The sequence below is a fragment of the Agromyces solani genome (genome assembly GCF_058349925.1).
The window spans coordinates 218771-244047 of sequence record NZ_JBYRER010000001.1 but is presented as its reverse complement, the minus strand read 5'-3'; the positions used below and the strand labels follow the sequence as shown (position 1 = coordinate 244047).

Below are 25277 nucleotides of genomic sequence, written 5' to 3'. Positions count from 1 at the left end.
TGGGAAGGAGCGACCGTGCGCAAGGGCTCGCCGATCGCCGACGTCGTCATGCACCCGGTCCGGCTTCGGATCGTCCAGCAGCTCGGCGAGGGGCGGCGGGTGACGACGTCCGACCTGCGGGGTGCGCTTCCCGACATCGCGCAGGCGACGCTCTACCGCCACATCGCCGCGCTCGTCGACGCCGGGATCATCGCGGTCGTCGACGAACGCCGCGTCCGCGGTGCCGTCGAGCGGACCTTCGCCCTCGGCGATCGCATGGCCCACGTCGACCACGACGAGCTCCGCGAGATGGGCGATCGCGAGCTGCAGCAGTCGTTCCTCACCTTCCTCGCGCACCTCGGCGAGGACTTCGACCGCGCGTCGACGGGCCCCGACTTCCGCGAGTACCTCGGCTTCGGACAGGTGCGACTCCACGTGGGCGCCGACGACCTCGCGCGCATCCAGGCCGGCCTCGGCGAGCTGCTCGCCCCCTACCTGGCTCCCCAGACGGATGTCGAGGGCGGGGACTCGGGCCGGCGCACCGTGATGCTCTCGACCGTGCTCATGCCCGATCCGGCCGATCAGCCCGCGCCGTAGCCCACGCCGCCCGGCAGGGACTCACCCGGCCGCGAAGGCGGCGATCGCCGGGTAGGCGGGGATGAGCGCGAGCGCCGCGCCGGCGAGCACCGCGACGACGTAGAGCGCCGGGTGGATGCGGCGCAGCCCGCCCGCGGTCCGTCCCGTCGACTCGGGTTCCGGCGTGAACGGCGGCGCCGTGCGCGTCGAGCGCACCCGCTCGTCGCGCTGCGCGAGCTGCACCCATTCGTCGGGCGGGTCCATGACGATCGAGACGGGCGACGGCGCGGCATCCTGCATCGCGACGACGACGACGCACTCGGGCTGGAGTCGCGGGATCTCGACGAGGTCGACGAGCCGTCGCGTGCGCACCTCGAACGGGCCGCCGAACCGCGGCACGACGACGAGGTCGAGATCGCAGATCGGCTGGTCGTTGATCATCGTGCCGGTGCGGCTGATCGCCCGTACGCGCGCGAGCGCGAGGCGCCCCTCCGCCTCGGCGCGTTGCAGCTCCTCGGGCGTCGACGGCCCCGCGAGCGCACCCACGACCCCGGCGCCCGCCAGGCTTCGGACGACGAGCACGATCGGCCCGAGCACGCTGAGCGCGATGACGCACGGGATGAACATCGCGGTCCACGCGTCGTCGCCCGAGACCGCCCAGGCGACCGCGCTGGCGATCACGGCGCCGAACAGCGCGAAACAGAGGAGTCGGATCACGCGACCACGTTATCGGCGGGCACCCCGCTCACCCGGCGCACGACACGATCCCGAAACATCCTCGAACTACACTCGACTACCGGCGCGACCGCACCCCGTCGCCGCCGCCCCACTCCATCTCACCCGGCCAGAAGCCCCGCGAGGAACCAGCATGCCCGAACCCATCACCGTGTCGATCCGACGCGAGGTCGACCCGTCGCACATCTCCGAGGCGACCGCCTGGGTGCAGACGGGCGTCAACCTCGCGCACAAGTACCCGGGCTTCCTCGGCTCGGGCTGGGTGCGCGCGGGCGAGGGCTCGCAGGTCTGGCACATGCTCTACCGGTTCGCGAGCGAGGAGACCCTCGAGGCCTGGGAGCGCTCGGCCGAACGCGCGTGGTGGCTCTCGATGGGCGAGGGCTTCGTGCGCAGCGAGCGGTCGAAGCGCCGCACCGGCATCGAGGGCTGGTTCGACGACCCCGCGACCGGGTCGATCCCCGCGACGGATGCCACGGGGTCGGTCGACCCCGAGGCATCCATGCCGTTCGCACCGCCGCGCTGGAAGCAGGCGGTCGCCATCTGGCTCGGGTTCTTCCCGGTGAACCTCGCCTTCTCGTACCTCGTCGCCCCCGTGCCGGGCTTCGACGCGCTGCCGATCTGGCTGCGCTCGCTCGTGTCGACGCTCATCCTGACGCCGATCATGACCTACTGGGTGCTGCCGTGGGTCACCCGCAGGCTGCACCCCTGGCTGCACCGGCAGCGCCCGTCGGTCGAGTAGCGCGAAGCGCCCGTCGGTCGAGCAGCGCGAAGCGCCCGTCGGTCGAGTAGCGCGAAGCGCCCGTCGGTCGAGTAGCGCGAAGCGCGTATCGAGACCACGGGTTCACCGCACTCCCGCTGCGCTCCGCGCTTCGACCGACGAGGTCACCAGGGCATCGGCTTCTCGGGCAGCCGTGCCGAGTCGTCGGGCATGCGGGGCAGCTCCGAGCCGCCGGCGCGGATGCAGAGCCAGCGCAGCTGCTCGGTGCCGTCGGGCGCGCAGCGCCACGTGCGCGCGACGTCCTGGCCGACCCGCACCACCGTGCCGGGCCCGACCTCGACGACCTCGTCGTCGAGCCCCATCTGCCCGCGCCCCGAGATGAACACGTACAGCTCCTCGATGCGTGCGTGCGTGTGCCAGTAGCCCGCCTCTTCACCCGGTTCGAGCGCGTTCGCGGTGAGCCCGATGAATTGCATCTCGAGGTCGTGGTCGACGACCCGCCGCCCGTCGCGCGAGCTGTCGGGGCGGAAGCCGCCGTAGTGCGAGCGCCATTCGTCGAGCGCGCCGATCTCGAGTACCTCGTATGCCGTCATATCCGCCACGCTACCGAGCCCGCGCGCCCGGCGAGTCGCCGAAAAGCGTCCCTCCTCGTCGATTTCACGACACTTTTCGGCGACTCGCCGCGTCGGTTCAGCAGATGCCGCTCAGCGTCGCCGGTTCACGACCTCCGTGGTGAGCGCCGTCAGGTTGTCGACGGTGTCGATCTCGTCGGCGACGGGCACCGCCGTGACGTCCGTCGTGACCGAGCCGGGCCTCGCGATGATCCGCACGTCGAGCTCGAGGGCAGCGACTGCGCCGACCGCGAGGTCGTCCTCGCGGGTGCAGGTCACGACCTGGCGCGCGCTCGTGCAGCTCCATCCGGCGCTCGCGAGGCCGAGGAACCGGAGCCCCGGGTCGAGTGTCGTCCTGACGACGACGGGCGCCGCGGCCACGGCATCACCCGCGTTCTCGACGGAGACGGTGTACCGCGCGGTCTGCCCCGTGACGAGGCGGCCGACCGAGAGTCCGACCTCGAGGTCGGGCCGCGGCTTCGGGGCGAGGACGAGCTCGAGCGCGATCGAGTCGGTGCCCCCGAGCGCGTCGGTGACGTGCAGCACGACCTCGGTCGTGCCCTCCACCGCCGTCGAGCCGGTGATCGCGCCGGTCGACGCGTCGAGCGCGAGTCCGTCGGGCAGCCCGTCGGCCGACCAGGCGAACGGGGCGAGCCCCCCGCCGGCCTCGGCGAGCGCCTCGTACGGCAGCGTCGCCGTGCCGTGCGGCAGCTCGGTCGTGGTGATCGCGACCGCCGGGTGCACGGTGAACGAAAGTGTCGCGTCCGCGGAGCCGAGCGCGTTCGTCGCCGTCATGGGCGTCTCGGTGGTGCCCGCCCCGGTCGGTGTACCGGCCACCTCGCCGGTCGCGGCGTCGAACGAGAGCCCGTCGGGCAGCGCGCCGACCGAGATCGCGGGCGCGGGCACGCCCTCGGCACTCAGCGTGCGGGTGAAGGGCACGCCGACCTCGGCGGCGGCATCCGCGTCGTCGATCACCGGGACGCTGCCGTACAGGACCGTCGCCGAGCCCAGGCCGGTGACCGACCCCGAGGCGACGGAGTACGTGACCTCGCCGATCTCGTCGGACGTGACCGAGACGCTCGCGACGCCGTCGGCGTCGGTCGTCGCGGTGTGTCCGCCCGGCGACACCGTGACGGGCGCACCGGCGAAGGGCTCGCCGAGCTCGTCGAGCAGGGTGATCGACAGGTCGACCTGCGACCCGGCGAGCACGGTGCTCGACGCCGGCTCGACGGTCGCGCTCGTCGCGACCGGGAAGCGGATCGGCGTCACGCCGCTCACGGCCTCGTCGAAATTCGTGTCGCCGAGGTACCGCACGGCGAGCGAGTTGACGAACTTCAGCCCGACGTCGGTCAGGGTCGCGTTGCCGGCCGAGTCGACCGTCACGGGCGGCGCGAGCGGGGCGAGCGAGTTCCCCTCGAGGAACTGCACCGTGCCGGTCGGCACGCCGCGGGAGCCGTCGGACGCCTGCACCTTCGCGGTCAGCGTCACGGGCGTGTCGGGGCTCGGGTAGGTCGATCCCGAGGTGAGCGTCACGACCGGCGTGGCCTTCACGATCGCGAGGTCGAGCGTCTGGCTCGTCCCGCCGACGAACTTCTCGTCGCCGTAGTACACGGCGGTCACCTCGTGGGTGCTTCCCGTCGCCATGCCGGTCGTCGGCAGCATGACCGCGGGGGCGTACGCGACGTTGTCACCCCACGTCCAGGGGCATCCGCCGCCGGTGAAGCACGGCTCGAGGTAGTTCTGCGTGACCTTCACGGGGTCGCCGAGGGGACGCCCGTCGACGTAGAACTGCACCGCACCGGCGGGACTGGTGCACCCGAGCTCACCGGTCTGCTGGTTCCACGTGCACTGCGTGCCTTGCACCTTGAGCGGGCTGATCGCGGCCCACACCTGCCGGGTGCCGCCGTAGGGAACGTCGCCGGCGGGCCACGTCTTCACGGTCACGGTCGTCTTCTGCGCCGCGAGCACGGGATAGGTCTCGGCGGTCGTGTTGCCTTGCGCGTCGGCCACCTCGAGGTAGACCTGCACATTGCCCGCGTATTGCGAAGATGCCGTCACCGCGGACCCGATGTACTGACGGCCGGCGACGACCCACCTGTAGCTGAAGGGCGGCGGGCCGAAGGTGGCCTCGGCGGTGGCCGACAGGGGGAACGGCTCACCGGCGACCACCCGGGCGGGCACGACCGCGCTCACCTCCGGCCCGGCCGCACCGGCGGCGACGATGCGCGCCGAGGCCTTCGTGCCGTCGGGCTGCACGTACCGCAGCGTGTCGGTCAGGCAGGTCGGCGTCGCTCCGGCCGCCGGTGCGGTGGCGCACCTGCCGAGGTCGGCGCTGTCGAGCGACGAGATCGCGAACATCGGCTGCCCGTCGACCAGCACCCGCTCGGCGACCATGCCCGCGCCCTCCCAGTCGCGGTAGTAGAGCCGCAGGGTCTGCAGGGTCGCCCCAGCCGTCGTGGGCGCGCCGACGTTCTCGGGCAGATTGCCGTCGTACTTCGTCACGACGAACCAGCCGTCGCCCGAGGGCCGGGTGAGTTCGTTGAGCGAGAACGGGGCCGGCGAGTCGAGCGGGTTCACCGTGTAGATCGTGTCGGCGAAGTCGCCCGAGGTCACTCCGTCGGCCTCCGTCGAGACCCAGAAACTGGCATCCGTCGGCGCGGGGGCCGCCGGGTCGGGGGCGTTCGCGCACGGGAAGGCCGAGTAGGGGTTCCAGTCGTTCTCGAGCTGGCAGTCGTAGTCGACGTCGATCTGCGTGGTCGAGACGAACGTCGTCATCAGCGCGCCGACGCCCGATTCCTTCGCGGCCACCGTGGCGAGGTCGGGTGCGGTGGCCTTCGCGTCCGCGAGCGCCTTCTTCAGCGTGATCGGGATCTGCTGGTGCTCGTAGATCGTCCACGACTCGAGCCCGATCGTGACGAGGGCGGTGATGATCGTGCCGACGACGAACGCGACGGCACCCGCACGGATCACGCCCGCCGACGCCCGTGCGGCGGTCTGGGCGCCCTTCAGAACCTCTTTGGTCACGTCGGCACCGGCCTTGAAGAACGTGCGCGCCGAGTACGGGAAGACCTTGGTGAACAGGGTGCCCGAGGTCTGGGCGACGGGTACCGCCGCATACGCTCTCGCGGCCGCCGTCGCGACGCCGGTCGCCACCATCGTCGCGGCGAGCCCGATGCCGACCGACGACTCCATCGCGAGGTTCGGGAACACCGGGTCCTCCCACAGGTTCTCCTGCGAGAGATAGCGCCCCCACTGCTCGAACTGCTCGACCGTCGGCCACGGCACCGGGCAGCCGGTCGGCCCGAGCATGCAGGCCACCGTGGTGCCGCTCGAGTCCTGGCACTGCGGCAGCAGGCTCGGGTCGTAGACGCCGCCGAACTCACCGGTGCCCTCCTCGAGCGCTTTCGGCGGGTGGAAGTCGCAGTACCCGCCGCCGCCGGGCAGGCGCGGCACGGGATCGAGCGAGATCGTCTCGAGGGTGAGGCCCGACCACTCGAGGTACTGGTCGAGCGCGGCCTGGGCCTGATCGACGAGCTGCTGCTGGTAGACCCCTTGGAACCACTCGTAGACGAGCGCCTCGCCCGCCGTCCGCTCGGCGGCCGGCTTCGAGATGATGCCCAGCAGGTTCATGAACTCCTGCGAGCGCACGGCGTCGCGCGCCCACGCCCGCACGGCGTTCGCGTCACCGTCGGGCAGCGAGTGCGTGTCGAGCACGTCCTGGATCGCCTGGTTCTCGAAGTCCTCGACGGCCTGGTAGTACTTCGTCGGCAGGTCGCGCAGGATGCCGCTCTCGGTGTTGGCGATGATCGGCGGCACCAGGTCGCTGGCCTGCGGCGGCAGCGCCGACGCGATCGAGGCGGGGGCGAGGCCGACGCCGGCGAGGAGGGCGATCGCAGCGACGATCGCGAGCAGACGACGCTTGGGGCTCATGACCCAACGCAACTGCGCGCACCCCTACCCGGCAATCGGGCGTTTGCCCTATCTTTGGGGCAGGGGTGTTGAGGATGCCTCGACTGACCGGCGACGCCGCGGCGACGCTCTTCGTCGCGACGGCGACCGCGAGCGGCCGCGGGGTCGACGCCGACGCAGACGTCGCCGACATCCGCACGCTGTGCGAGCTGCTCGAGTGCTGGCCACCGGCCGTCGAGCTCGCGGCGCACCGCACTGCGGTGCTGTCGCTGCCCGACCTCATCGGCGCCCTGCGCGACCGCCCGGTGGCCGAGGTGCTCGACTCGCGCGGCCTCGACCCCGACGGGGCGACCGTCCGCGCCACCGTCGCCGCCTCGCTCGCCGACCTGCGCGGGACCGAGCTCGGCCTCGCCGAGCGACTCGCCGGCTTCGTCGACTGGTGCACGCTCGCCGAACTCTCCGACGCCATCCCCGCCGGGTATCTCGGCGAACTCCCGGCACTCGTCGATCGTGACCTCGTCGACGTCGACCGTGCGGCGCCCGAGACGCTGTTCCGCCTCCGGCGGCCGCATCGCGAGCTGCTCGAGGAACGCGGCGTCGGCCCGAGCGCCGACCATCTCGCCTCGCTGCGCACCTGCGCGCGGAATGCGTCGGCCGCGCTCGTGATCGGCCTCGCCGACGACGCGTCGGCCGAGCATTGGCACGCGGTGCTCGCCCGTCGTGAGCGCGACCTCCGGGCAGCCGCCTGGCGACTCGCCGACGACGCCGATGCGACGCTCGTCGCCGACCCGGCGACGGGAGCCGGTGAACTGGCACTCGCCCTGTCGATGCACAGTGCCGAGTACGGCGGCCTGAACACCGACGGCGGCCTGCTCGACCAGGTCGTCGCGAGCATGGACTGGGACGCGACCGGTGACGAGGACGCTCCCCTGCGACTGCTGCTCCTCCTCGAGGCGTACCGTCTCCGCCGCCGCTTCGAGTCCGTCGATCCGGGCACCGACGCCGATGCGATCGCCGCCGACCTGCGGGCGCTCGTCACCGCCGCATCGGAGCTCGGCGACGTCGACGTCGGCCTCGAGTGCCTGTCGCAGTCCGTCGGCTCGGCGAGGACGATCGGGCATCTCGACCAGGCCCGCGGGCACGCCGAGCAGGCGATCGCGCTCGCGACGCGGCACGGCCGCCCGATCGCGCTCGCGCACTTCGAGCTGCTCGCCGCGATGATCGCCCATGTCGAGGCCCGCTTCGACGAGGCGGGGCGACTCGCCGCTCGCGCGTACAGCGTGGCACGCCGCCACGACCTGCTGCTGCCGGCGGTGCAGTCGGCGCTCATGTTCCATCAGCTGCCCGCCGGCACCGCGCACGTTCCGGAGATCCGGCCGTCCGCGCACGACATCGCACTCCTCGTCGACCGACTGCCGCGCCGACGGTCGCTGCTCGGCATCGCCTACGGCGTCGCGGCCCAGTGCCTCCTCGAGCACGATCCCGCGACCGCTGCGCGCACCACGGCCGCGGGCCTGCGCGCCGCCTCGGCGATCGGCCTGCCCGCGGGACTCGGCATCGGCGTGATGCTGACCGCCGTGATCGCGGCCTCGGGCGGCCGGCTGCAGCTCGCCGCCCGGCTGCACGGCGCGATCGCCGATCACGCCGACCTGGTGCGGCGCGCGATCATCGGCGCCAACCGCGCGCTCTACGACGCCACCATCGAGCAGGTGCGCACCGCGCTCGGCGACGAGGCGTTCACCCGCGCGTGCGGCGAGGGGGCGGCCTGGAACTGGGCGCGCATCACGACGGAGTCGCTGGACTTCGCTGACGCGACAGCGAACCCGCAGCCGCTCGAGCAGACCCTGCTCACCCCGCGGCAGCTCGAGATCCTCGTGCTGCTCGCCGCGGGCATGAGCAACAAGGAGATCTCCGAACGGCTCGTCGTCGCGCCGAAGACGACGATGCACCACACCTCCAACATCTACCGTCGCCTCGGGGTGCGCGGTCGCGGCGAGGCCGTCGCCTGGGGCCGCCGGGCCGGGCTCATCTGACGCCGACCGACCGTCCGGCGCCCCCTCACTCGCCACTCAGTCGCCAGAAGATGCGCTTCGCGCCGCGATTCCCGACACTTTCTGGCGACTCGCGAATTCGGAGGGGTCGAACGACCGGCTCAGCGCACGGCACCGATGCGGCGCGACAGCTCGCCCGCCGCAGCGCGCACGGCGGCGGTGATCTCGTCGGCGCGGTCCGCGGCATCCGAGTCGGCCCGGTAGGTGACCGCGATCGCGGCGGCGGGCCAGCCGACGTGGTCGAGCACCGCGACGCCGACCGAGGCGAGCCCCTCGGTGACCTCGCCGTCCTCGCCGGCGAACCCCGCCTCGCGCACGCCGTGCAGCACCTGCTTGAGCAGCGAGTAGCGCCACTTGCCGGATGCCTCGGGGTCGCCGCGCCACGCGAACGCGGCCCGGTCGGGGTAGAGCGCGCGCAGCTGCGCGGGCGGCAGCGCGGCGAGCATCGCCCGCCCGGTCGCGGTGAGGTGCGCGGGCAGGCGCACCCCGACGTCGGTCACGAGCGACGGGCGGCGGGGCGCGCGCTCCTCGACGAGGTAGAGCACGTCGCGGCCGTGCAGCACGGCGAGGTGGCCGCTCTCGCCGATGCGGTCGACGAGCGACGCGACGAGCGGTCCGCCGAGCCGGGCGAGGGGCTGCTGCCGGCTGAAGCCGCTCGACAGCTCGAACGCGGCGATGCCGAGCCCGTAGCGCCGGTCCTCGGGCAGGTGCACGACGAAGCCCCGCTCCTGCATGACGGCGAGCAGGTGGTAGACGGTCGAGCGAGGCAGCTCGAGCGCCTGGGCGATGGTCGCGGCGGGCACCGGGCCGCGCTGCGACGCCAGGTGCGCGAGGATCGCGAGCGTCTGGTCGGCGGCCGGCACCTTCGAAGTCGCCATGCGGCAAGCGTAGCGTCCGGGATGCCAGACAGCCACCCTCGATCGGGCCTCCCGCACGCGGCATCCCCGTTGTGAAATATGAGCATGACCAGCAACGCGACTTCGACCCCCACCGCCGTCACCGTCGGCATCGCCGGCCTGAGCATCGACGACGTCGTCGCGGTCGCTCGCCACGACGCCCCGGTCGTGCTCGACCCCGCCGCCCTCGCCGAGGTGGCCGCGAGCCGCGAGATCATCGACGGCCTCGCCGCCGACCCGAACCCCCACTACGGCATCTCGACGGGCTTCGGCGCCCTCGCCACGACCTTCATCGCGGAGGACCGCCGCGCCCAGCTGCAGGCGAGCCTCGTGCGTTCGCACGCCGCCGGCTCGGGCGCCGAGGTCGAGCGCGAGGTCGTGCGCGCCCTCATGCTGCTTCGCCTCTCGACCCTCATGACCGGGCGCACGGGCGTGCGCCGCGAGACGGCCGAGACCTACGCGGCGATCCTCAACGCCGGCATCACCCCCGTCGTGCGCGAGTACGGCTCGCTCGGCTGCTCGGGCGACCTCGCCCCGCTCGCCCACTGCGCGCTCGTCGCCATGGGCGAGGGCGACGTGCGCGACGCCGCGGGCGAGCTGACGGATGCCGCGACCGCGCTCTCGGCGGCGGGCATCACGCCGGTCCGCCTCGGTGAGAAGGAGGGCCTCGCCCTCATCAACGGCACCGACGGCATGCTCGGCATGCTCGCGCTCGCCATCACCGACCTGCAGATGCTGCTCACGACGGCCGACATCTCGGCCTCGATGAGCGTCGAGGGCCTCATGGGCACCGACGCCGTCTTCGCGGCCGACCTGCAGGCGCTCCGCCCGCAGCGCGGCCAGGCGATCTCGGCTTCGAACTTCCGCAAGCTCCTCGCGGACTCGCCGATCATCCACTCGCACAAGGGCCCCGAGGACGGCCGCGTTCAGGACGCCTACTCGCTGCGCTGCGCGCCGATCGTGCACGGCGCCGCGCGCGACACCGTCGCCCACGCGATCTCGGTCGCCGAGGCCGAGCTCGCGAGCGCGGTCGACAATCCCGTGCTCACGAAGGACGGACGCGTCGAGTCGAACGGCAACTTCCACGGCGCCCCGGTCGCGTACGTGCTCGACTTCCTGGCGGTCGCGGCGGCGGATGTCGCGTCGATGAGCGAGCGCCGCACCGACCGCTTCCTCGACCGCGCCCGCAACCAGGGCCTGCCGCCGTTCCTCGCGCACGAGGTCGGCGTCGACTCGGGCCTGATGATCGCGCAGTACACCGCCGCGGGCATCGTGTCGGAGATGAAGCGCCTCGCCGTGCCGTCGTCGGTCGACTCGATCCCGTCGTCGGCCATGCAGGAGGACCACGTCTCGATGGGCTGGGCGGCCGCGCGCAAGCTGCGCCGCGCCGTCGACGGCCTCGCCCGCGTGCTCGCGATCGAGGTGCTGACCGCCGCTCGCGGCCTCGCCCTGCGCGCCCCGCTCGAGCCCGGCGCCCCGACCGGCGCGGTCGTCGCGCTCACCGAGTCGCTCGGCGCGGGCCCCGGCCCCGACCGCTTCCTCTCGCCCGAGATCGAGGCGATCGCCGGCGCCGTCGCCGAGGGTCGGGTCGTGGCCGAGGCCGCCGCGGTCACCGGGCCGCTCGCCTGATCCGAGGCCGGCCGCACCGACGAGGGGCCTGCACGATCGCACCTGCTCCCGGTGCGACCGTGCCGGCCCCTCTCCCGTTCTCGAGGCCCGTTTCCGGCCCGTACGGGCCTCCGAACCGCCTGCGCGCGGGCGCGTGCAAGCCCGGAATCGGGTACGAACTCTCCCCCGAAGAGGGCACGCATCCTGTGAACGGATCGGTTGTGCCTCACCCGACCGGGTGCGAGACTGGGTTTCGTCGGCCCCGAAACCGGCAACCGAACGGAACCCCTATGCCCCACCGCTTCGCCTTGAACCAGCACGACCCGCTGAGCACGCGACGTACGCGCCCCAGCGGGACGGCGATCGCGGCCGCCGCGGTCGCGGTACTGATCGGCGTGGGGGGCATGACGCCGGCGGTGGCCGAAGAGGTGGCACCGGTCGAGACCACCACGACCACCGAATCGACGACGACCGACAGCACGGGCGCGACCGAGGCGACCGGCGACGCGACCGGCACGACCGACGGCCCCACCGATCCGGCCGCCGCCGAGGGCGAGCCGCCGCCGCCGACCGACGGGGGCACGACCGACGGCGGCACGACCGGCGATGACGGCTCCACGACCGAGGAGCCGACCGAGACGCCGACGCCGTCGCCCGAGCCGACACCCGAACCGACGCCCGAGCCCACGCCGAGCCCGAGTCCTTCACCGAGCCCGAGCCCCAGCCCGTCGCCGAGCCCGTCTCCCAGCCCGAGTCCGTCGCCCCAGCCGACCGACACGCCTGAGCCGACCCAGGCTCCCGAGCCGACGGGCACCCCGCAGCCGACCTCGCCGGCCGCCGGCGGGCCGGCCTCCGCACCGAGCGCACCGGTCGTCCTGATCGGCGACGGACCGTTCGCACGCATCGCCAGCAATGTCGACTCGAACGTCGGCTCGTTGCTGAAGGCGCGGGCGAAGCTCGACCGGGCGATCGCCGACCTGCGCGTCGCCGAGGCCGAACTGGCCGGTGTCCGTTCGACCCGCGAGGTCGCCCGGGGCATCGCCGAGCGCATGCAGTCGCTCGCCGACCAGGCCCGCACCCGTGCCGACACGGCGGCCGCCGTCTACGTCGCCGCGTCGAAGAGCGGCGATGCGTCGCTCAATTCGATGGAGGCCGCCTTCGGCTCCGGCCACGACCTGCTCGCCGGCCTCGCCGGTGTCGCCCGCGTCAACGCGATCGCCGGCGACGCCGATCAGCTCCTCGAGATCACCGCCGAGCGCGACGCCGAGGCGGAGGCCGCCCAGCAGCGCGCCGACGAGGCCTGGGCCGACGCCGACGCGATCGACGTCGCGGCGGCCGAGCGCAAGGTCGCGAAGGCCGAAGGCGCGGTCACCGCGGCACGGGCCGCGCTCTCGGGCCTGAAGACGCGCGTCGCATCGACGAGCGTCGCCTTCCTCGAGACGCTGCCGACCGATTCGGGTCAGCTCAGCGACCAGGGCTGGTCGAACCCGGTCACGGCGCGCATCACCGACGGCTTCGGGCCCCGCCCCGACAAGCCGCTCGCGGGGGTCAACGACTTCCATCGCGGCACCGACCTCGCGACGGGCTGCCGCAACCCCGTCTTCGCGGCGACGAGCGGCACGGTCGTCGAGGCCCGCACCAACGGCACGTACGGCAACTGGATCCTCATCGACCACGGCTCGGGCATCTCGACCGGGTATGCGCACCTGATCGACGGCGGCATCCTCGTGAAGCCCGGCGAGCAGGTCGATGCCGGCGAGCTCATCGGCGCCGTCGGTTCGACCGGTGCATCGACCGGGTGCCACCTGCACTTCGAGGTCCGCATCGACGGCAGCGCGATCGACGCCGTGCCGTTCATGGCCGCGCGCGGCATCGAGCTCGGCTGACGCCCGACGCACCGCCGCGGGGCGATGACGGGCCACCGGCCGGGCGCGTGTGGCGTGTTCGCTGCTGCGGCCTCCGCTCAGGCGATGAGACCCGCGCGACGGGCCGCCGCGACCGCATCGGCCCGCGTGGTGACGCCGAGCTTGCGGTGGATCGATTTGACGTGACTGCGGACGGTGTTGGTCGAGACGAACAGTTCCGATCCGATCTCCGCCGCGCTCAGCGCGCTCGGCAGCAGCATCAGCACCTCGAGCTCGCGGCGGCTCAGGGCCTCGCGATCGCCCGCGACGCTGCGACGGGTGCTCGAGATCGCCCGGAGCTGTGCGATGCGCGCCGGCAGGGCACCGGGGTCGGCGAGTCCGACACCGAGCTCTTCCGCGCGATTGAGCGACACGGCGGCCTCGGCGGTGCGGCCGAGCGCGAGCTCGGCACGCGCGAGCTCGACGAGCAGGTGTGGGACGACCAGCACCGAGTCGCCCTGTTGGCGAGCGGTCTCGAGTGCGTCGACGGCGGTCGCGCGCCCCGCGACCGCGTCGCCCGATTCGGTGAGGTGCCTTGCGAGCGCCTGCTCGGCGGGCAGGTACACGGGGTCGGGACCGATCTTGAACGCCGCCCGTGCCTGCACGCTTCGCTCGACCTGCTCCGCGGCCGCGACACGATCCCCGAGCTCGAAGAGGCAGAGGGCGCGGTAGGCGGGAACGAAGAGCCGCAGCGGGCGCGCGAGCGGCCCGACGCGTTCGACGTCGTCGAGCAGCTCGAGCGCTTCCACGCACTGGCCTTCGAGATACCGCATCGAGGCCGTTCGCATCGCGACGAGCGGCATGAGCGGGCTCGACGCGTCGTACGCCGCGAGGAATCGCTCCCCCGCCCGCCGAGCCGCACCGACGTCGCCGAAGCAGGCCATCGAATGCACGAAGTCCTCGACGTCGTCCCAATTGCGGAACCCCTCGACCGGCCTGCCGGCGGCCGCGAGCCGGCCGCGAGCAAGCGCCCGGTCGCGCCGGGCGGCATCGCCGGCCGTCGACGTCGCCCATGCCTCGTAGAACGCGAGCCGGGGGTCGCGGTCGAGCGCCGATTCGGGGATGCGGTCGAGCCAACTGAGCCCGAGCGATTGGCGCGGCACGATGGTGGTGCTGCGCACGTTCGCGAGGATGTCGGCGATGGTGTCGTAGTCGTCGGCCCCGAGAAGGTGGTGGATGGTGGCGGCGAGGTCGTGCTCGCGCTCGAAGGCGGCGAAGGCCCGGCGATGCAGCTCGCGGCGCAGAATCGGATCCTCGCGCTCGAGCTCGGCGGCGAGCCGCTCGCGCACGAGGTGGTGCAGCCGCCACCACCGGCCCTCGTCGTCGAGGTTCGCGATGAGTCCGGTGCGCTCGGCCACCTCCATGGCGAGCGGCCACGCGCGTTCGTCGCGCACGACCTCGCGCACCGCCGCGGCGTCGAACCGCTCGAACACCGCGAGCCTCCGCAGCAGCGCCTGATCCTCGGGCGAACTCCCCGCGAGCCCTTCGCGGACGAGCGCGTCGAGGCCGCGGTCGTCGGGGCGCTGCGCGCCGATGCCGGCGAGCGGTACGCCCCGTGCGAGGGCCGAGCCGACGAGCGAGACGGCGGCGGGCCAGCCGTCGGTGGCCTCGAGGACGCCCGCGCCGTCGCGCTCCGAGAGCTCGAGCCCGTACCCGTCGCGCAGCAGGCCGGTGGTCTGCCGGTCGTCGAGCCGCAGCTCGTCCACGCCGATCTCGAGGGCCCGCCCGCGTGCCCGGAGCCGGTCGACCGCCGGCAGTGCGAGCGGCGTCCGCATCGCGACGATCGTCGTGAGGTTCTCGGGCGCGCGGGCGATGAACCAGTCGAGGCTCGCGACGGTGTCCTCGTGCGCGAGCAGGTGCGCGTCGTCGAGCACGAGCGCCCAGTCCGTGCCCGACACCGCGAACGCATCGATCAGCGGCACGATCGCGCTCGCGCGCGCTCCGCCGATACCGGATGCCTCGGGTGTTCGCCCGCTCCAGAGCCCGGCGCCGGAGGCCGCAGCCGTGATCGCCGCCCAGAGCCCGGCGGGGTCGTCATCGTCGTCGTCGAGGCTCACCCAGATGTGCCCGAGCGGGCGTCCGCCCCCGGGGCCGTCGAGACGCCGGGTCGCCTCGATCCACTGCGCGGCTGCCGTCGTCTTCCCGTATCCGGCGGGTGCCCGCACCACGATCACCGTGGGCCGCTCGCCGCTCCGGCGCGCGAACAGGTCGGGTCTCGCGATCGCTCGCGGCCCAGGCGTCGGCGGGCGGAACTTCGTGGCCGGAAACATCGCCTCACATTCTCGCCCAGGGATTCACCCAGGTGAATTCCGCGACACCGCCGCTCTCCGACGGCGGTCGGACCCCCTCGATCCAATACGTTCGGACCATGACCTCCCCGCACCCGGCACCAGCTCTCCGCGTACGCCCCCGAGTCTGGATCGGTCTCGCGATCTGGCTCGGCTACGTCATCGTCGTGTTCGTCGTCGGCAAGCTCTCGGGCGTGCCCTACGACGAGCTCGGCCGAGACGGCGGCACGCTCTTCCTCGGCGCAGGTCTGATGCTCATCGTCGGCGCGATCCTGCTCGCGATCACGGCGAGCCTGCTCGGCTGGTGGCGGCCCGCGCTCTTCGACCGCAAGCACAGCGCACGCTGGCCGATCTTCGTGCCCGCGATCATGGCGGTCGCCCTCGTCATCAACCTCGCGAGCACCGACTGGGGCTCGTACGACCTCGGCTTCTTCGCCGCGTCGATCGTGCTGCTGCTCGTCGGCTTCACCGAGGAGATGGCGACGCGCGGCCTGCTGCTCGTGGGCCTGCGCAGCCGGCTCGCGGAGGGCTGGGTGTGGTTCATCAGCTCGGCGGCGTTCGCCCTCATGCACTTCACGAACGCCCTCTCGGGCCAGGACCTCGGGCTCACGACGACGCAGGTCGGCATGGCGTTCCTCGGCGGCACGGTGTTCTACATCCTGCGGCGCACGACCGGCACCCTGATCTGGGCGATGGTGCTGCACGGTCTCTGGGACTTCTCCACCTTCGCCGTCGGGCACGGCACGCCGGGCCCGCTCGCGGCCCTCGGCGGCACCGTCAACCTGATCGCCGGCGTGCTCGGCCTCATCGTCGTCGCCTTCGTGATCCGCGGCGCCGACGAGCGCACCGATGTGCCGCGCCTCGCTCCGAACGCGGCGAGCCTCGCATGAGCACCGCCGAGCCGACCCGGTCGCCGTGGCGGCGGTTCTGGGAGCGGGGCGGCTGGTGGCGGTCGCTGCTCGCCGTGGTCGCGTACTACGCGCTCTACCAGGGCGGCTCGTTCCTCTTCGTCCCCCTGCTCGCCGGCATCGACGATCCCGCGATGAAGGTCTTCGTCGGTACGGCCCTTCCGATCGCGCTCGGCGGCGTGATCCTCGTGGTGTTCGCGCTGTCGCTCGGCTGGCTGCGCGAACTGTTCGGCCCGCAGCCGATCAACGGCCGCGGCTGGATGTGGATCGCGGTCGTCGTCGTGCTGCTCTTCAACGTTCTCCGGTTCGCGACCGTCGACTACGCCGAGGCGGGGGCCGGCATGGTGGTCGCGTGGCTCGTCGCGGGACTGTTCGTCGGCTTCGCCGAGGAGACGCTCACGCGCGGCGTCGTGGTGAACCTCATGCGCAGGCACGGGTACCGTGAGATCGCGGTCGCGCTGGTCTCCGCGGCGCTCTCGCCGCGCTGCACTCGGGCAACCTGCTCTCGGGGCAGTCGCCGCTCGCGACGGGCCTGCAGCTCGTGTACACGTTCGCCTTCGGCATCTGCATGTACCTGGCCCTGCGCGTCACGGGCAGCCTGATCTGGCCGATCCTGCTGCACGCGACGACCGACCCGTCGATCTTCCTGCAGACCCTGTACCCGGCCGACGGCCCGCTCACCGCGATCGCGGCGCAGGGCAACATCGCGGTGATCGTCACCGGCCTCGTGCTGCTCATCTTCATCCGCGGCAAGGTCGGCCAGAACACGGCGGGCGCGGGCCTCGTCGAGCCGGGCACGGCCCTCCCGGGCCGCTGACCGCTCGGGGATGCCGCGGCTGCGGTCGCAGCGTCCCACAGCCGCACACCCCGACAGCCCCCGAGCCGACGCGGCCCGGGGGCTGTTCTCATCCCGCACGCCGGCCCCCGCCGACGGCGAGGCCTTCACGCCGTCGCGAGCGCCTCGGTCGGTGAGAGGCGCGAGGCGCGGATCGCCGGGTAGAGCCCCGCGACCACGCCGACGACGACCGTCGCGAGCAGTCCACCCGCGGTGGCCCAGATCGGCACCAGCGTCGGCCAGCCCTGCAGCAGCGAGTACGCGGTCGTCGCGACGACGCCGACGATCACGCCGACCGCCCCGCCGACGAGGGCGAGCAGCAACGACTCGGTGAGGAACTGCGCCCGGATGTGTCCGCGCGTCGCGCCGAGCGATCGACGCAGGCCGATCTCGCCGCGGCGCTCGAGCACCGAGATCACCATCGTGTTCGCGACCCCGACCCCGCCCACGAGCAGCGCCACGGCGCCGAGCCCGACGAGCAGGCCCGTGAACGCCTGGTCGGCCGCCGCGCGCGCGGCGAGCGCGTCGGACGGGCGCGAGACCTGCACCTCGTTGGGGCTCGTCGGGTTCGCGGTCGCGGCGAGCACGCCCCGCACGGCGTCGACGGCGTCCTCGTCGGTGCGCACGGTGACGGCGGTCGGGTGACCGTCGAAGCCGAGCAGCGACTCGGCGATCGGCCAGCCGATGAGGGCGGCGGTGTCGAGCTCGGTCGCGAGCGGCACGGGCGCGAGGATGCCCGCGACCGTGAACCACTCGTCGCCGATGCGCACCCGCACATCGGCACCGGCGCGGTCGATGCCGAGCAGCTCGGCCGCGGTAGCGCCGAGGACGACCACGGGGTACCGCTCGGTCGCCGCGTTGAGCCAGCTGCCGTCGGCGAGCTCGGCGCCGACGGTCTCGGGCATGTCGAGGTCGACCGCGTAGGTGGCGATGCCGCCCGACTCGTTGGGGTCGATGAACTCGTTGCGGTACACCTTGGCGTCGACGGTGCCGAGTGCCGACACGTCGGTGACCGGGCCGATCCGTTCGATCATCGCGGGCGCCTCGTCGGGCAGCGTCGCCTGCTCGCCGAAGAGGTCGTTGCCGGGCGCGACCGCGAGCAGGTTCGTGCCGAGCCGGTCGAGCTGCCGTTCGAGCTCGGCTCGGCTCGAGCTCGAGATGCCGACCACGGCGATCATCGCGGCGATGCCGATCGCGATGCCGAGCGCCGAGAGCACGACGCGGAGCGGCCGGGCGCGCAGGCCGGCCCCGCCGACGCGCAGCACGTCGGTCGTGCGCAGCCGCGCGGGGGCGGGCAGCGCAGGGGGCGCGGAAACCGCGAGCGAACCGGGCACGGCCGCCGAACCGGATGCCTCCGGCGAGTCGGGCCCCGCGGTCGCCTGCGACCATCCGGCCGACCCGGTCGCCTCGTTCGCGCGGTCCCCGTTCACGGCCGCACCTCCCCGTCGCGGAGCGCGATGCGTCGCCGAGCCCGGGCTGCGATGTCATGGTCGTGCGTGATCACGACGACCGTCGTGCCGTCGCGGTTGAGCCCGTCGAGCAGGCCCATCACCTCGCCGCCGGAGACCGAGTCGAGGTTTCCCGTCGGCTCGTCGGCGAGCACGAGGCCGGGTCGCCCGGCGATCGCCCGGGCGACGGCGACGCGCTGGCGCTCGCCGCCCGAGAGCTCGTGCGGGCGATGTCGCAGCCGGTGCCCGAGGCCGACCCGCTCGAGCGCCTCGCCCGCGAGCTCCCGTCGGCGAGCGCCGGCGACGCCCTGGTAGAGCAGGCCCTCGGCGACGTTGTCGATCGCCGGCACCCCGGCCGCGAGGTGGAACTGCTGGAACACGAAGCCGATGCGCTGCGCGCGAAGTCCCGACAACTGCCGGTCGGAGAGCCGCGCGGTGTCGTACCCGTCGACCCGCACGACCCCGGTCGTCGGCCGGTCGAGCGTGCCGATGAGCTGCAGCAGGGTCGACTTGCCCGACCCCGACGGGCCGACGATGGCGGCGAACTCCCCCTCGTCGATCGAGAGGCTGGCATCGCGCAGGGCGGTGACGCCGTCGTACGACTTGCCGACGCCCTCGAGCTCGACGATCGCGCTCATGACGCGACCACCACCACGTCGCCCTCGGCGAGCCCAGCGCCCGAGACCTCGACCCGGCCGTCGGCGAACAGCCCGGTCTCGACGCCGACGAGCTCGGAGTCGTCCCCGTGCACGACCTCGACCGCGTAGCCGCCCTCGGCGAGCGCGAGCAGCGCCGTCACGGGCACGGTCAGCACGTCCTCGCGGGTCTCCGCCGTGAACGACACCTCGGCGGTGGAACCGCCCGCGGCGCTCACGGCGCCGGGGTCGTCGGGGGTGGCGGTCACCCGCAGCACGGTCGTGTCGCCGTTGCCCATCGGCGGGTCCTCGCCGGGGATCACGACCGTCTCGACGGCGGTGACCGTGGCGGGGAACGTCGATCCGTCGGGCAGGGCGACCTCGACCGCCGCGCCGACCACCGCGTACGAGGCATCCGTCTCATCGAGGTCGACCTGCACGACGCGGTCGGTGCTCGCGGTCGTGAGCACCTCGCCGCCCGCGCGGTCGCCGACCGCGGCGGCGACCGACGTGACCTGCGCCGATCCGCCCGCGTAGTGGATCCGGGCGGGGTCGACCGTGCCCGTCTCGTCGACGCCGAGCGCCTCCTGCCAGTCCTCGACGGCCGAGGCGGTCGCCCACGTGTAGTCCTCGTCGACGTCGAAGCCCGTGTAGCCGAGTGCCGCGAGGTTCTCCTCGAACTGGCGCACGTCGGCACCCGACGTTCCGGGTGCGAGCACCCGGTAGGCGGGCATCGAGCCGACGAGCAGGACGACGGGGGCGTCGTCGAGGCGGTAGAGCTGCTCGCCGCGGTCGATCACGGCGCCGGCCGCGGGCAGCCACGTGAGCGTGCCGCCCTCCGCGCGGAGCGTGGTCTCCCCCGCGTTCGCGAGCTCGCCCGACTCGGTCGTCGTCGCGACGAGGTCGCCCCGCTCGACCTCGGCGATCTCGGGCGTCGCCGGCGCGGGTTGCTCGGCGGCGGGAGCGAATCCGAACCCGTTCGCGGCCGCGGCGGTCACCCCGATGCCTGCGACGGCGACCACCCCGAGCCCGATCCAGCCGAGGCGGGCGCGCGCATTCACGATGCGCTGCTTTCGCTCGTCGACGACCCGCCGTCCTCGCCCTTCGGCTTCGGCATGAGCTCCCCGCACGTCTCCTGCGCCTCGCGGAACTCGTCGCTCCCGGGGTCGAATCCCATGTCCGAGTCGATCCGGATGCCGCCGTCGGCGCTCGGGTCGGGGAAGCCCTCGATGCCCTCGTCGCGCATGCACTCGGAGAACTCGCGCATCTGGGCGAGCTGCTCGGCGCTCGGCTTCGGCATCTCGCCGCCGTTCGGCATGAACTCCTTGCACGCGTCCATCGCGGCGTCGACCTCGTCGGGGTCGGTGCCGTCGGGGATCGCGATGGCGAACCCGCCGTCGTCCTGGTCGGGGTCGGGCATGTCGATGCCGTGCTCGCGCATGCACTCGGCGAACGCGACAGGGTCGCCGTCGCCGCCCTCCCCGGTACCGCCGCCCCCGTCGCCGCCTCCAGGTGGCGCGGACTGCCGGGCCTGCGGGTCGCCGTCGAGCGAGGCGACGCCGTCGCCCGCCGTGGGCGTGCAGCCCGCGAGGGCGAGGGCCGTGAGCAGGGCGATGACGGCCGAGAGGGATGACTCCCGCCGATGCGTTCGGAACATGTCGTGTCCTTCCGTGAGGGTGCGTCAGCGGTCGCTGCGCACGCAGGCCGCCTGGGCGGCGAGGTAGTCGGGGTCGGTCGGATCGATCGGACTCCCCGGGGGGATGTCGATGACGCCGTCGGGCCTCGGATCGGGGTAGTCCGCGACGCCCTCGGCGCGCATGCATTCGGCGAGGTCGCGCAGGCGCGCGAGCTGCTCCGGGTCGTTCTCGGCAGGCGCGCCGCCACCCGGCATGAACCGGGCGCAGGCGCCGAGCGCCTCGTCGACCTCGTCGAGCGGCACACCCTCGGGGTACTGGTACGTGAACGAGTTCCCCTCCTGGGTGGGCATCGCGATCGGGACCCCCTGTTCGGCCATGCAGGCGCTGAGGCCGCGCGGGTCGCCGTCGAGGTCGGCGGCCGGCTCGGTGCTCGCGGCGACGCCCGAGGCCGGTCCGGCCGAGGCATCCCCATCGGCGAGCGAGGCGATCGACGGCGGCCCGTCGGCCGCGCATCCGGTGAGGAGCAGCGCGGCGACGACGAGCGCGCCGACCAGCGGCGTGCTCGTCGCGGTCGACGTCCTCGTCGTCGCGAAGCGGTCGGGGCGGGGCATCCGAGGTCCTTCCGTCGGCGGGGCCGCTACGGCCCCGACTCGTCCCAGCACACCCGAGGCGCCGTTTCCCGGTCGTGATCGTGCCCGCTAACGCCCCGGTAACGCGCCGAACGGCGACAATGGGCAGATGCGCATCCTGGTCGCGGAGGACGAGCCGCTGCTCGCCGACGCCGTCGCCGAGTGGCTGCGGAACGCCGCGCACGCGGTCGACGTGGTCGGCGACGGCGGCAGCGCGCTCGAGCGCGTCGACGTCAACGACTACGACCTCGTCGTGCTCGACCGCGACCTGCCCGTCGTGCACGGCGACGACGTGTGCCGGCACATCGCGGCCTCCGACCTGCCAACGCGGGTGCTCATGCTCACCGCGGCCGGCACGGTCGACGACCGGGTCGCCGGACTCGCGATGGGTGCCGACGACTACCTGCCGAAGCCGTTCGCCTTCGCCGAGCTCGGCGCGCGGGTCGAGGCGCTCGGCCGTCGCTCGCGCCCGGCCGTGCCGCCCGTGCTCGAGCGCGCCGGCGTGCGGGTCGACACCCACCACCGCGAGGTCGTCTGCCACGGCCGGTACGTACCCCTCTCGAAGAAGGAGTTCGCCGTGCTCGTCGAGCTGCTGCGCGCCGAGGGCGCATTCGTCTCGGCCGAGCAGCTGCTCGAGAAGGCGTGGGACGAGAACATCGACCCGTTCACGGGCGTCGTGCGCATCACGATCCTGAAGCTGCGCCGCAAGCTCGGCGATCCCTCGATCATCGAGACCGAGGCCGGCGTGGGGTATCGCATCCGATGAGGGGATTCCGGCTCACCCTGCGCGCACGGCTGACGGTCGTGTACGGGGCGCTGTTCCTCGTGGCGGGCATCGTCATGCTCGTGCTCACCTGGGCCCTCGTGCAGCAGCGCATCGTGGGCGACACGTCCATCGTGAGCACGTCGATCTGCTGCACCGCGCCCGGCGAGCCGGTCCCCTCGTTCGACCCGGCCGCGCCGATGCCGCCCGGCGCGGCCGACGAGGGCTACCAGTACACCGTCAAGCTCGTGAGCGCCGCCCGCGACGAGGCGCTCGGCGCGCTCATCACGCAGGGCGCGATCGCCGTCGTCGTGGTCGGCGCGATCGCCGCCTGGATGGGCTGGCTCCTCGCCGGGCGCATGCTGCGCCCCCTGTCGACCATCACCGCGACGGCGAAGCGCATCGCCGACGCGCCCGACGCCGACCGTCGCATGCACGAGCGCATCCACCTCACCGGCCCGCGCGACGAGGTCACCGAGCTCGCCGACACGTTCGACGGCATGCTCGCGCGCCTCGACACGGCGTTCGACGCCCAGCGCCGGTTCATCGCGAACGCGTCGCACGAGCTGCGCACGCCGCTCACCCTCAACCGGGCGCTCATCGAGGTCGCGTCCGAGCGGCCCGACGCGTCGCCCGACCTGAAGCTGCTCGGCGAGACGCTGCTCGAGGTGAACGCACGGCACGAGCGGCTCATCGACGGGTTGCTGCTGCTCGCCCGTTCCGAGCGCGAGCTCGGCGAGCGGCGCTTCGTCGATCTCGCGGACGTCGCCGAGCACGTGGTCGACGAGGCGAAGGCGCGAGCCGGCAGTGCCCCCACGGCGGTCGCCGGTTCCGGCGCGAGCGGCCCGTCGACGTCCGCCCCGTCCATCGACGTCACCGCCGACGAGGCACCGACCGCGGGCGACCCCGTGCTGCTCGAGCAACTCGTGCGCAACCTCGTCGACAACGCGCTGCGGCACAACCTCGCCTCCGGCGGCCGGGTGCGGGTGACCACGCGAACGGATGCCTCGGGCCGGGCACTCCTCGAGGTCGCGAACTCCGGCCGGGTCATCGCCCCGTACGAGCTCGGCACGCTGGTCGAGCCCTTCCGCCGGCTCGAGGGCGAGCGCACGGGCGCGGGGCCGGCGACGGGCGCGGGGCTCGGCCTCTCGATCGTGCGCGCCATCGTCGAGGCGCACGACGGCGAGATGGCACTCGTGGCGCCGCCCGAGGGCGGGCTCGTCGTGACCGTGCTGCTGCCCGGCGAGCCCTACGCCACCACGCGCTAGTTCTGGGATCCCAGACGCCCGGCCCGCGGCATCCATTGTCGGGGTGCCGCCCGTGCGCGACCATCGAATCATGACCGACGCAACGACCACCACGCGCACCGTCCGCGCGCCTCGCGGCACCGAGCTCTCCGCGAAGAGCTGGCAGACCGAGGCGCCGCTGCGCATGCTCATGAACAACCTCGACCCCGAGGTCGCCGAACACCCCGAAGACCTCGTCGTCTACGGCGGAACGGGCAAGGCCGCCCGCAACTGGGAGGCGTTCGACGCCATCACGAAGACCCTCGAGCGCCTCGAGGCCGACGAGACCCTGCTCGTGCAGTCGGGCAAGCCCGTCGGCGTCTTCCGCACCAACGTGTGGGCGCCCCGCGTGCTCATCGCCAACTCGAACCTCGTCGGCGACTGGGCGACCTGGCCCGAGTTCCGCCGCCTCGAGGCCGAGGGCCTCACGATGTACGGCCAGATGACCGCCGGCTCGTGGATCTACATCGGCTCGCAGGGCATCCTGCAGGGCACCTACGAGACCTTCGCCGCCGTGGGCAACAAGCTCATCGCCGAGGGTCGCGGCAGCTCGCTCGGCACGCCGCGCGAGGGCGAGGGCCCGCTCGCCGGCACGCTCACCCTCACCGGCGGCTGCGGTGGCATGGGCGGCGCCCAGCCGCTCGCCGTCACCCTGAACGACGGCGCCTGCCTCATCGTCGACGTCGACGAGACCCGCCTCCGCCGCCGCGCCGGCAAGCGCTACCTCGACGAGGTCGAGACCGATCTCGACACCGCGATCGCCAAGGTCCTCAAGGCCAAGGAGGAGCGCCGCGGCTGGTCGGTCGGCTACGTGGGCAACGCCGCCGAGGTGTTCCCCGAGATCCTCCGCCGTCACCGCGCCGGCGAGCTGACCGTCGATGTCGTCACCGACCAGACGAGCGCGCACGACCCGCTCGCCTACCTGCCCGAGGGCATCTCGGTCGACGAGTGGAAGCAGGCCGCGGCCGACGACCCCGAGGGCTTCACGAAGAAGGCCCAGAAGTCGATGGCGCACCACGTGCAGGCCATGGTCGAGTTCCAGGACGAGGGCGCCGAGGTCTTCGACTACGGCAACTCGATCCGCGACGAGGCGCGCAAGGGCGGCTACGACCGCGCGTTCGAGTTCCCCGGCTTCGTGCCGGCGTACATCCGCCCGCTGTTCTGCGAGGGCCTCGGGCCGTTCCGCTGGGTGGCGCTCTCGGGCGACCCCGAGGACATCCGCGTCACCGACGAGGCCATCAAGGAGCTCTTCCCCGAGAACGCCCACCTGCACAAGTGGCTCGACGCCGCGCAGGAGCGCGTGGAGTTCGAGGGCCTGCCCGCCCGCATCTGCTGGCTCGGCTACGGCGAGCGCCACAAGGCCGGCCTGCTGTTCAACAAGCTCGTCGCCGAGGGCAAGGTGAAGGCGCCGATCGTCATCGGCCGCGACCACCTCGACTCGGGCTCGGTCGCCTCGCCGTACCGCGAGACCGAGGCCATGAAGGACGGCTCCGACGCGATCGCCGACTGGCCGCTGCTCAACGCGCTCACCGCGGCGTCGTCGGGCGCGACCTGGGTGTCGATCCACCACGGCGGCGGCGTCGGCATCGGCCGTTCGATCCACGCCGGCCAGGTCTCCGTGGCCGACGGCACCGAGCTCGCCGCGGCGAAGCTCACGGCGCTGCTCACGAACGACCCGGGCATGGGCGTGATCCGTCACGTCGACGCGGGCTACGAGCGGGCGGTCGAGGTCGCGCGCGAGCGCGGCGTCGACGTGCCGATGCTCGAGGGCTGAGCGCGCTCCCGCCCCTCCCCCATCGAGTGGGCACTCATCGTCCGGATTCGCAGCGATTTCGGACGACGGGTGCCCACTCGATTTGCA

At 73.2% G+C, this 25277-nt stretch carries 21 protein-coding genes; 11 read left to right on the top strand and 10 right to left on the bottom strand.

Translation table 11 applies throughout. The features are described 5' to 3' along the window. Nucleotides 1–15: 15 nt before the first annotated feature. Nucleotides 16–576, top strand: a complete 561-nt coding sequence (locus tag AC3RJ7_RS01200; RefSeq protein WP_491454032.1) for a helix-turn-helix domain-containing protein — start codon at nt 16–18, stop codon at nt 574–576. 21 nt (nt 577–597) lie between these two features. Here the strand turns inward: AC3RJ7_RS01200 and AC3RJ7_RS01195 are convergent, their stop codons facing one another. Next, nucleotides 598–1272 carry a hypothetical protein gene (locus AC3RJ7_RS01195; protein WP_491454031.1) on the bottom strand — a complete coding sequence of 225 codons (675 nt, stop codon included), beginning with the start codon at nt 1270–1272 and terminating at the stop codon, nt 598–600. Between the two features lie 151 nt (nt 1273–1423). Here AC3RJ7_RS01195 and AC3RJ7_RS01190 point away from each other — a divergent pair, with 151 nt between their 5' ends. Beyond that, nucleotides 1424–2029, top strand: coding sequence for an antibiotic biosynthesis monooxygenase (locus AC3RJ7_RS01190; RefSeq protein ID WP_491454030.1), 606 nt, complete (start codon nt 1424–1426; stop codon nt 2027–2029). A gap of 143 nt (nt 2030–2172) precedes the next feature. Here AC3RJ7_RS01190 and AC3RJ7_RS01185 read toward each other — a convergent pair whose 3' ends face one another. Next, nucleotides 2173–2601: a cupin domain-containing protein gene (locus AC3RJ7_RS01185; RefSeq protein WP_491454029.1), complete on the bottom strand. Its 429-nt coding sequence runs from the start codon at nt 2599–2601 to the stop codon at nt 2173–2175. Nucleotides 2602–2712: 111 nt separating this feature from the next. Then, nucleotides 2713–6549, bottom strand: coding sequence for a putative Ig domain-containing protein (locus tag AC3RJ7_RS01180; RefSeq protein ID WP_491454028.1), 3837 nt, complete (start codon nt 6547–6549; stop codon nt 2713–2715). 74 nt (nt 6550–6623) lie between these two features. On the opposite strand from AC3RJ7_RS01180, the gene AC3RJ7_RS01175 reads away from it, so the two are divergent. Further along, entirely contained in the window at nt 6624–8561 is a 1938-nt protein-coding gene (locus AC3RJ7_RS01175) for a LuxR C-terminal-related transcriptional regulator (RefSeq protein ID WP_491454027.1), read from the top strand. Nucleotides 8562–8680: 119 nt separating this feature from the next. Here the strand turns inward: AC3RJ7_RS01175 and AC3RJ7_RS01170 are convergent, their stop codons facing one another. Next, nucleotides 8681–9457, bottom strand: coding sequence for an IclR family transcriptional regulator (locus AC3RJ7_RS01170; RefSeq protein WP_491454026.1), 777 nt, complete (start codon nt 9455–9457; stop codon nt 8681–8683). Nucleotides 9458–9541: 84 nt separating this feature from the next. On the opposite strand from AC3RJ7_RS01170, the gene hutH reads away from it, so the two are divergent. Together hutH and AC3RJ7_RS01160 are read left to right on the top strand one after the other, a co-directional pair. Then, nucleotides 9542–11104 (top strand): histidine ammonia-lyase, encoded by a 1563-nt coding sequence (gene hutH / locus AC3RJ7_RS01165; RefSeq protein ID WP_491454025.1) that lies wholly within the window; start codon nt 9542–9544, stop codon nt 11102–11104. A gap of 269 nt (nt 11105–11373) precedes the next feature. Continuing rightward, on the top strand, nt 11374–12969 hold the full coding sequence (locus tag AC3RJ7_RS01160) for a M23 family metallopeptidase (protein WP_491454024.1): 1596 nt from the start codon (nt 11374–11376) through the stop codon (nt 12967–12969). 77 nt (nt 12970–13046) lie between these two features. Here AC3RJ7_RS01160 and AC3RJ7_RS01155 read toward each other — a convergent pair whose 3' ends face one another. Continuing rightward, nucleotides 13047–15257: a winged helix-turn-helix domain-containing protein gene (locus AC3RJ7_RS01155; RefSeq protein WP_491454023.1), complete on the bottom strand. Its 2211-nt coding sequence runs from the start codon at nt 15255–15257 to the stop codon at nt 13047–13049. A 98-nt stretch (nt 15258–15355) separates the two neighbouring features. Here AC3RJ7_RS01155 and AC3RJ7_RS01150 point away from each other — a divergent pair, with 98 nt between their 5' ends. From AC3RJ7_RS01150 to AC3RJ7_RS01140, 3 genes are read left to right on the top strand one after another with little or no spacing between them, the layout of a single operon-like run. Then, entirely contained in the window at nt 15356–16165 is an 810-nt protein-coding gene (locus AC3RJ7_RS01150) for a CPBP family intramembrane glutamic endopeptidase (RefSeq protein WP_491454022.1), read from the top strand. Beyond that, a complete protein-coding gene (locus AC3RJ7_RS01145) occupies nt 16162–16785 on the top strand; it encodes a CPBP family glutamic-type intramembrane protease (protein WP_491454021.1) in 624 nt (207 codons plus the stop codon). The genes AC3RJ7_RS01150 and AC3RJ7_RS01145 overlap by 4 nt, the downstream gene beginning before the upstream one ends. After that, nucleotides 16668–17000: a CPBP family glutamic-type intramembrane protease gene (locus AC3RJ7_RS01140; protein ID WP_491455206.1), complete on the top strand. Its 333-nt coding sequence runs from the start codon at nt 16668–16670 to the stop codon at nt 16998–17000. The genes AC3RJ7_RS01145 and AC3RJ7_RS01140 overlap by 118 nt, the downstream gene beginning before the upstream one ends. A 125-nt stretch (nt 17001–17125) precedes the next feature. Here the strand turns inward: AC3RJ7_RS01140 and AC3RJ7_RS01135 are convergent, their stop codons facing one another. The 5 genes from AC3RJ7_RS01135 to AC3RJ7_RS01115 are packed head-to-tail and all read right to left on the bottom strand — an operon-like array spanning nt 17126 to nt 21349. Next, nucleotides 17126–18448, bottom strand: a complete 1323-nt coding sequence (locus AC3RJ7_RS01135) for an ABC transporter permease (RefSeq protein WP_491454020.1) — start codon at nt 18446–18448, stop codon at nt 17126–17128. Further along, a complete protein-coding gene (locus AC3RJ7_RS01130; protein WP_491454019.1) occupies nt 18445–19104 on the bottom strand; it encodes an ABC transporter ATP-binding protein in 660 nt (219 codons plus the stop codon). Before AC3RJ7_RS01130 ends, AC3RJ7_RS01135 begins: the two co-directional genes overlap by 4 nt. Beyond that, complete coding sequence (locus AC3RJ7_RS01125; protein ID WP_491454018.1) at nt 19101–20162, bottom strand: efflux RND transporter periplasmic adaptor subunit; 1062 nt, start codon at nt 20160–20162, stop codon at nt 19101–19103. The genes AC3RJ7_RS01130 and AC3RJ7_RS01125 overlap by 4 nt, the downstream gene beginning before the upstream one ends. After that, the gene (locus AC3RJ7_RS01120; protein ID WP_491454017.1) at nt 20159–20758 is read right to left on the bottom strand and encodes a hypothetical protein; all 600 of its coding nucleotides are present in this window, start codon (nt 20756–20758) and stop codon (nt 20159–20161) included. The genes AC3RJ7_RS01125 and AC3RJ7_RS01120 overlap by 4 nt, the downstream gene beginning before the upstream one ends. 24 nt (nt 20759–20782) lie before the next feature. Beyond that, on the bottom strand, nt 20783–21349 hold the full coding sequence (locus tag AC3RJ7_RS01115; protein ID WP_491454016.1) for a hypothetical protein: 567 nt from the start codon (nt 21347–21349) through the stop codon (nt 20783–20785). Nucleotides 21350–21476: 127 nt separating this feature from the next. Between AC3RJ7_RS01115 and AC3RJ7_RS01110 the strand changes: the two genes are divergently transcribed. The 3 genes from AC3RJ7_RS01110 to hutU all read left to right on the top strand — a co-directional run bounded on the left by AC3RJ7_RS01110 (nt 21477) and on the right by hutU (nt 25190). Further along, nucleotides 21477–22133, top strand: coding sequence for a response regulator transcription factor (locus AC3RJ7_RS01110; protein WP_491454015.1), 657 nt, complete (start codon nt 21477–21479; stop codon nt 22131–22133). Further along, a complete protein-coding gene (locus AC3RJ7_RS01105; RefSeq protein WP_491454014.1) occupies nt 22130–23398 on the top strand; it encodes a sensor histidine kinase in 1269 nt (422 codons plus the stop codon). Before AC3RJ7_RS01110 ends, AC3RJ7_RS01105 begins: the two co-directional genes overlap by 4 nt. 70 nt (nt 23399–23468) lie before the next feature. Further along, nucleotides 23469–25190 carry a urocanate hydratase gene (gene hutU / locus AC3RJ7_RS01100; RefSeq protein WP_491454013.1) on the top strand — a complete coding sequence of 574 codons (1722 nt, stop codon included), beginning with the start codon at nt 23469–23471 and terminating at the stop codon, nt 25188–25190. Nucleotides 25191–25277 lie beyond the last annotated feature (87 nt).

Bases quoted from the DNA above. Each gene is read 5' to 3' on its own strand.
- AC3RJ7_RS01110 (WP_491454015.1), top strand. From the start codon at position 21,477: ATGCGCATCCTGGTCGCGGAGGACGAGCCGCTGCTCGCCGACGCCGTC.
- AC3RJ7_RS01175 (WP_491454027.1), top strand. From the start codon at position 6,624: ATGCCTCGACTGACCGGCGACGCCGCGGCGACGCTCTTCGTCGCGACG.
- AC3RJ7_RS01120 (WP_491454017.1), bottom strand. From the start codon at position 20,758: ATGTTCCGAACGCATCGGCGGGAGTCATCCCTCTCGGCCGTCATCGCC.
- AC3RJ7_RS01115 (WP_491454016.1), bottom strand. From the start codon at position 21,349: ATGCCCCGCCCCGACCGCTTCGCGACGACGAGGACGTCGACCGCGACG.
- AC3RJ7_RS01105 (WP_491454014.1), top strand. From the start codon at position 22,130: ATGAGGGGATTCCGGCTCACCCTGCGCGCACGGCTGACGGTCGTGTAC.
- AC3RJ7_RS01160 (WP_491454024.1), top strand. From the start codon at position 11,374: ATGCCCCACCGCTTCGCCTTGAACCAGCACGACCCGCTGAGCACGCGA.
- AC3RJ7_RS01190 (WP_491454030.1), top strand. From the start codon at position 1,424: ATGCCCGAACCCATCACCGTGTCGATCCGACGCGAGGTCGACCCGTCG.
- AC3RJ7_RS01180 (WP_491454028.1), bottom strand. From the start codon at position 6,549: ATGAGCCCCAAGCGTCGTCTGCTCGCGATCGTCGCTGCGATCGCCCTC.
- hutU (WP_491454013.1), top strand. From the start codon at position 23,469: ATGACCGACGCAACGACCACCACGCGCACCGTCCGCGCGCCTCGCGGC.
- AC3RJ7_RS01150 (WP_491454022.1), top strand. From the start codon at position 15,356: ATGACCTCCCCGCACCCGGCACCAGCTCTCCGCGTACGCCCCCGAGTC.
- AC3RJ7_RS01155 (WP_491454023.1), bottom strand. From the start codon at position 15,257: ATGTTTCCGGCCACGAAGTTCCGCCCGCCGACGCCTGGGCCGCGAGCG.
- AC3RJ7_RS01130 (WP_491454019.1), bottom strand. From the start codon at position 19,104: ATGAGCGCGATCGTCGAGCTCGAGGGCGTCGGCAAGTCGTACGACGGC.
- AC3RJ7_RS01185 (WP_491454029.1), bottom strand. From the start codon at position 2,601: ATGACGGCATACGAGGTACTCGAGATCGGCGCGCTCGACGAATGGCGC.
- hutH (WP_491454025.1), top strand. From the start codon at position 9,542: ATGACCAGCAACGCGACTTCGACCCCCACCGCCGTCACCGTCGGCATC.
- AC3RJ7_RS01170 (WP_491454026.1), bottom strand. From the start codon at position 9,457: ATGGCGACTTCGAAGGTGCCGGCCGCCGACCAGACGCTCGCGATCCTC.
- AC3RJ7_RS01145 (WP_491454021.1), top strand. From the start codon at position 16,162: ATGAGCACCGCCGAGCCGACCCGGTCGCCGTGGCGGCGGTTCTGGGAG.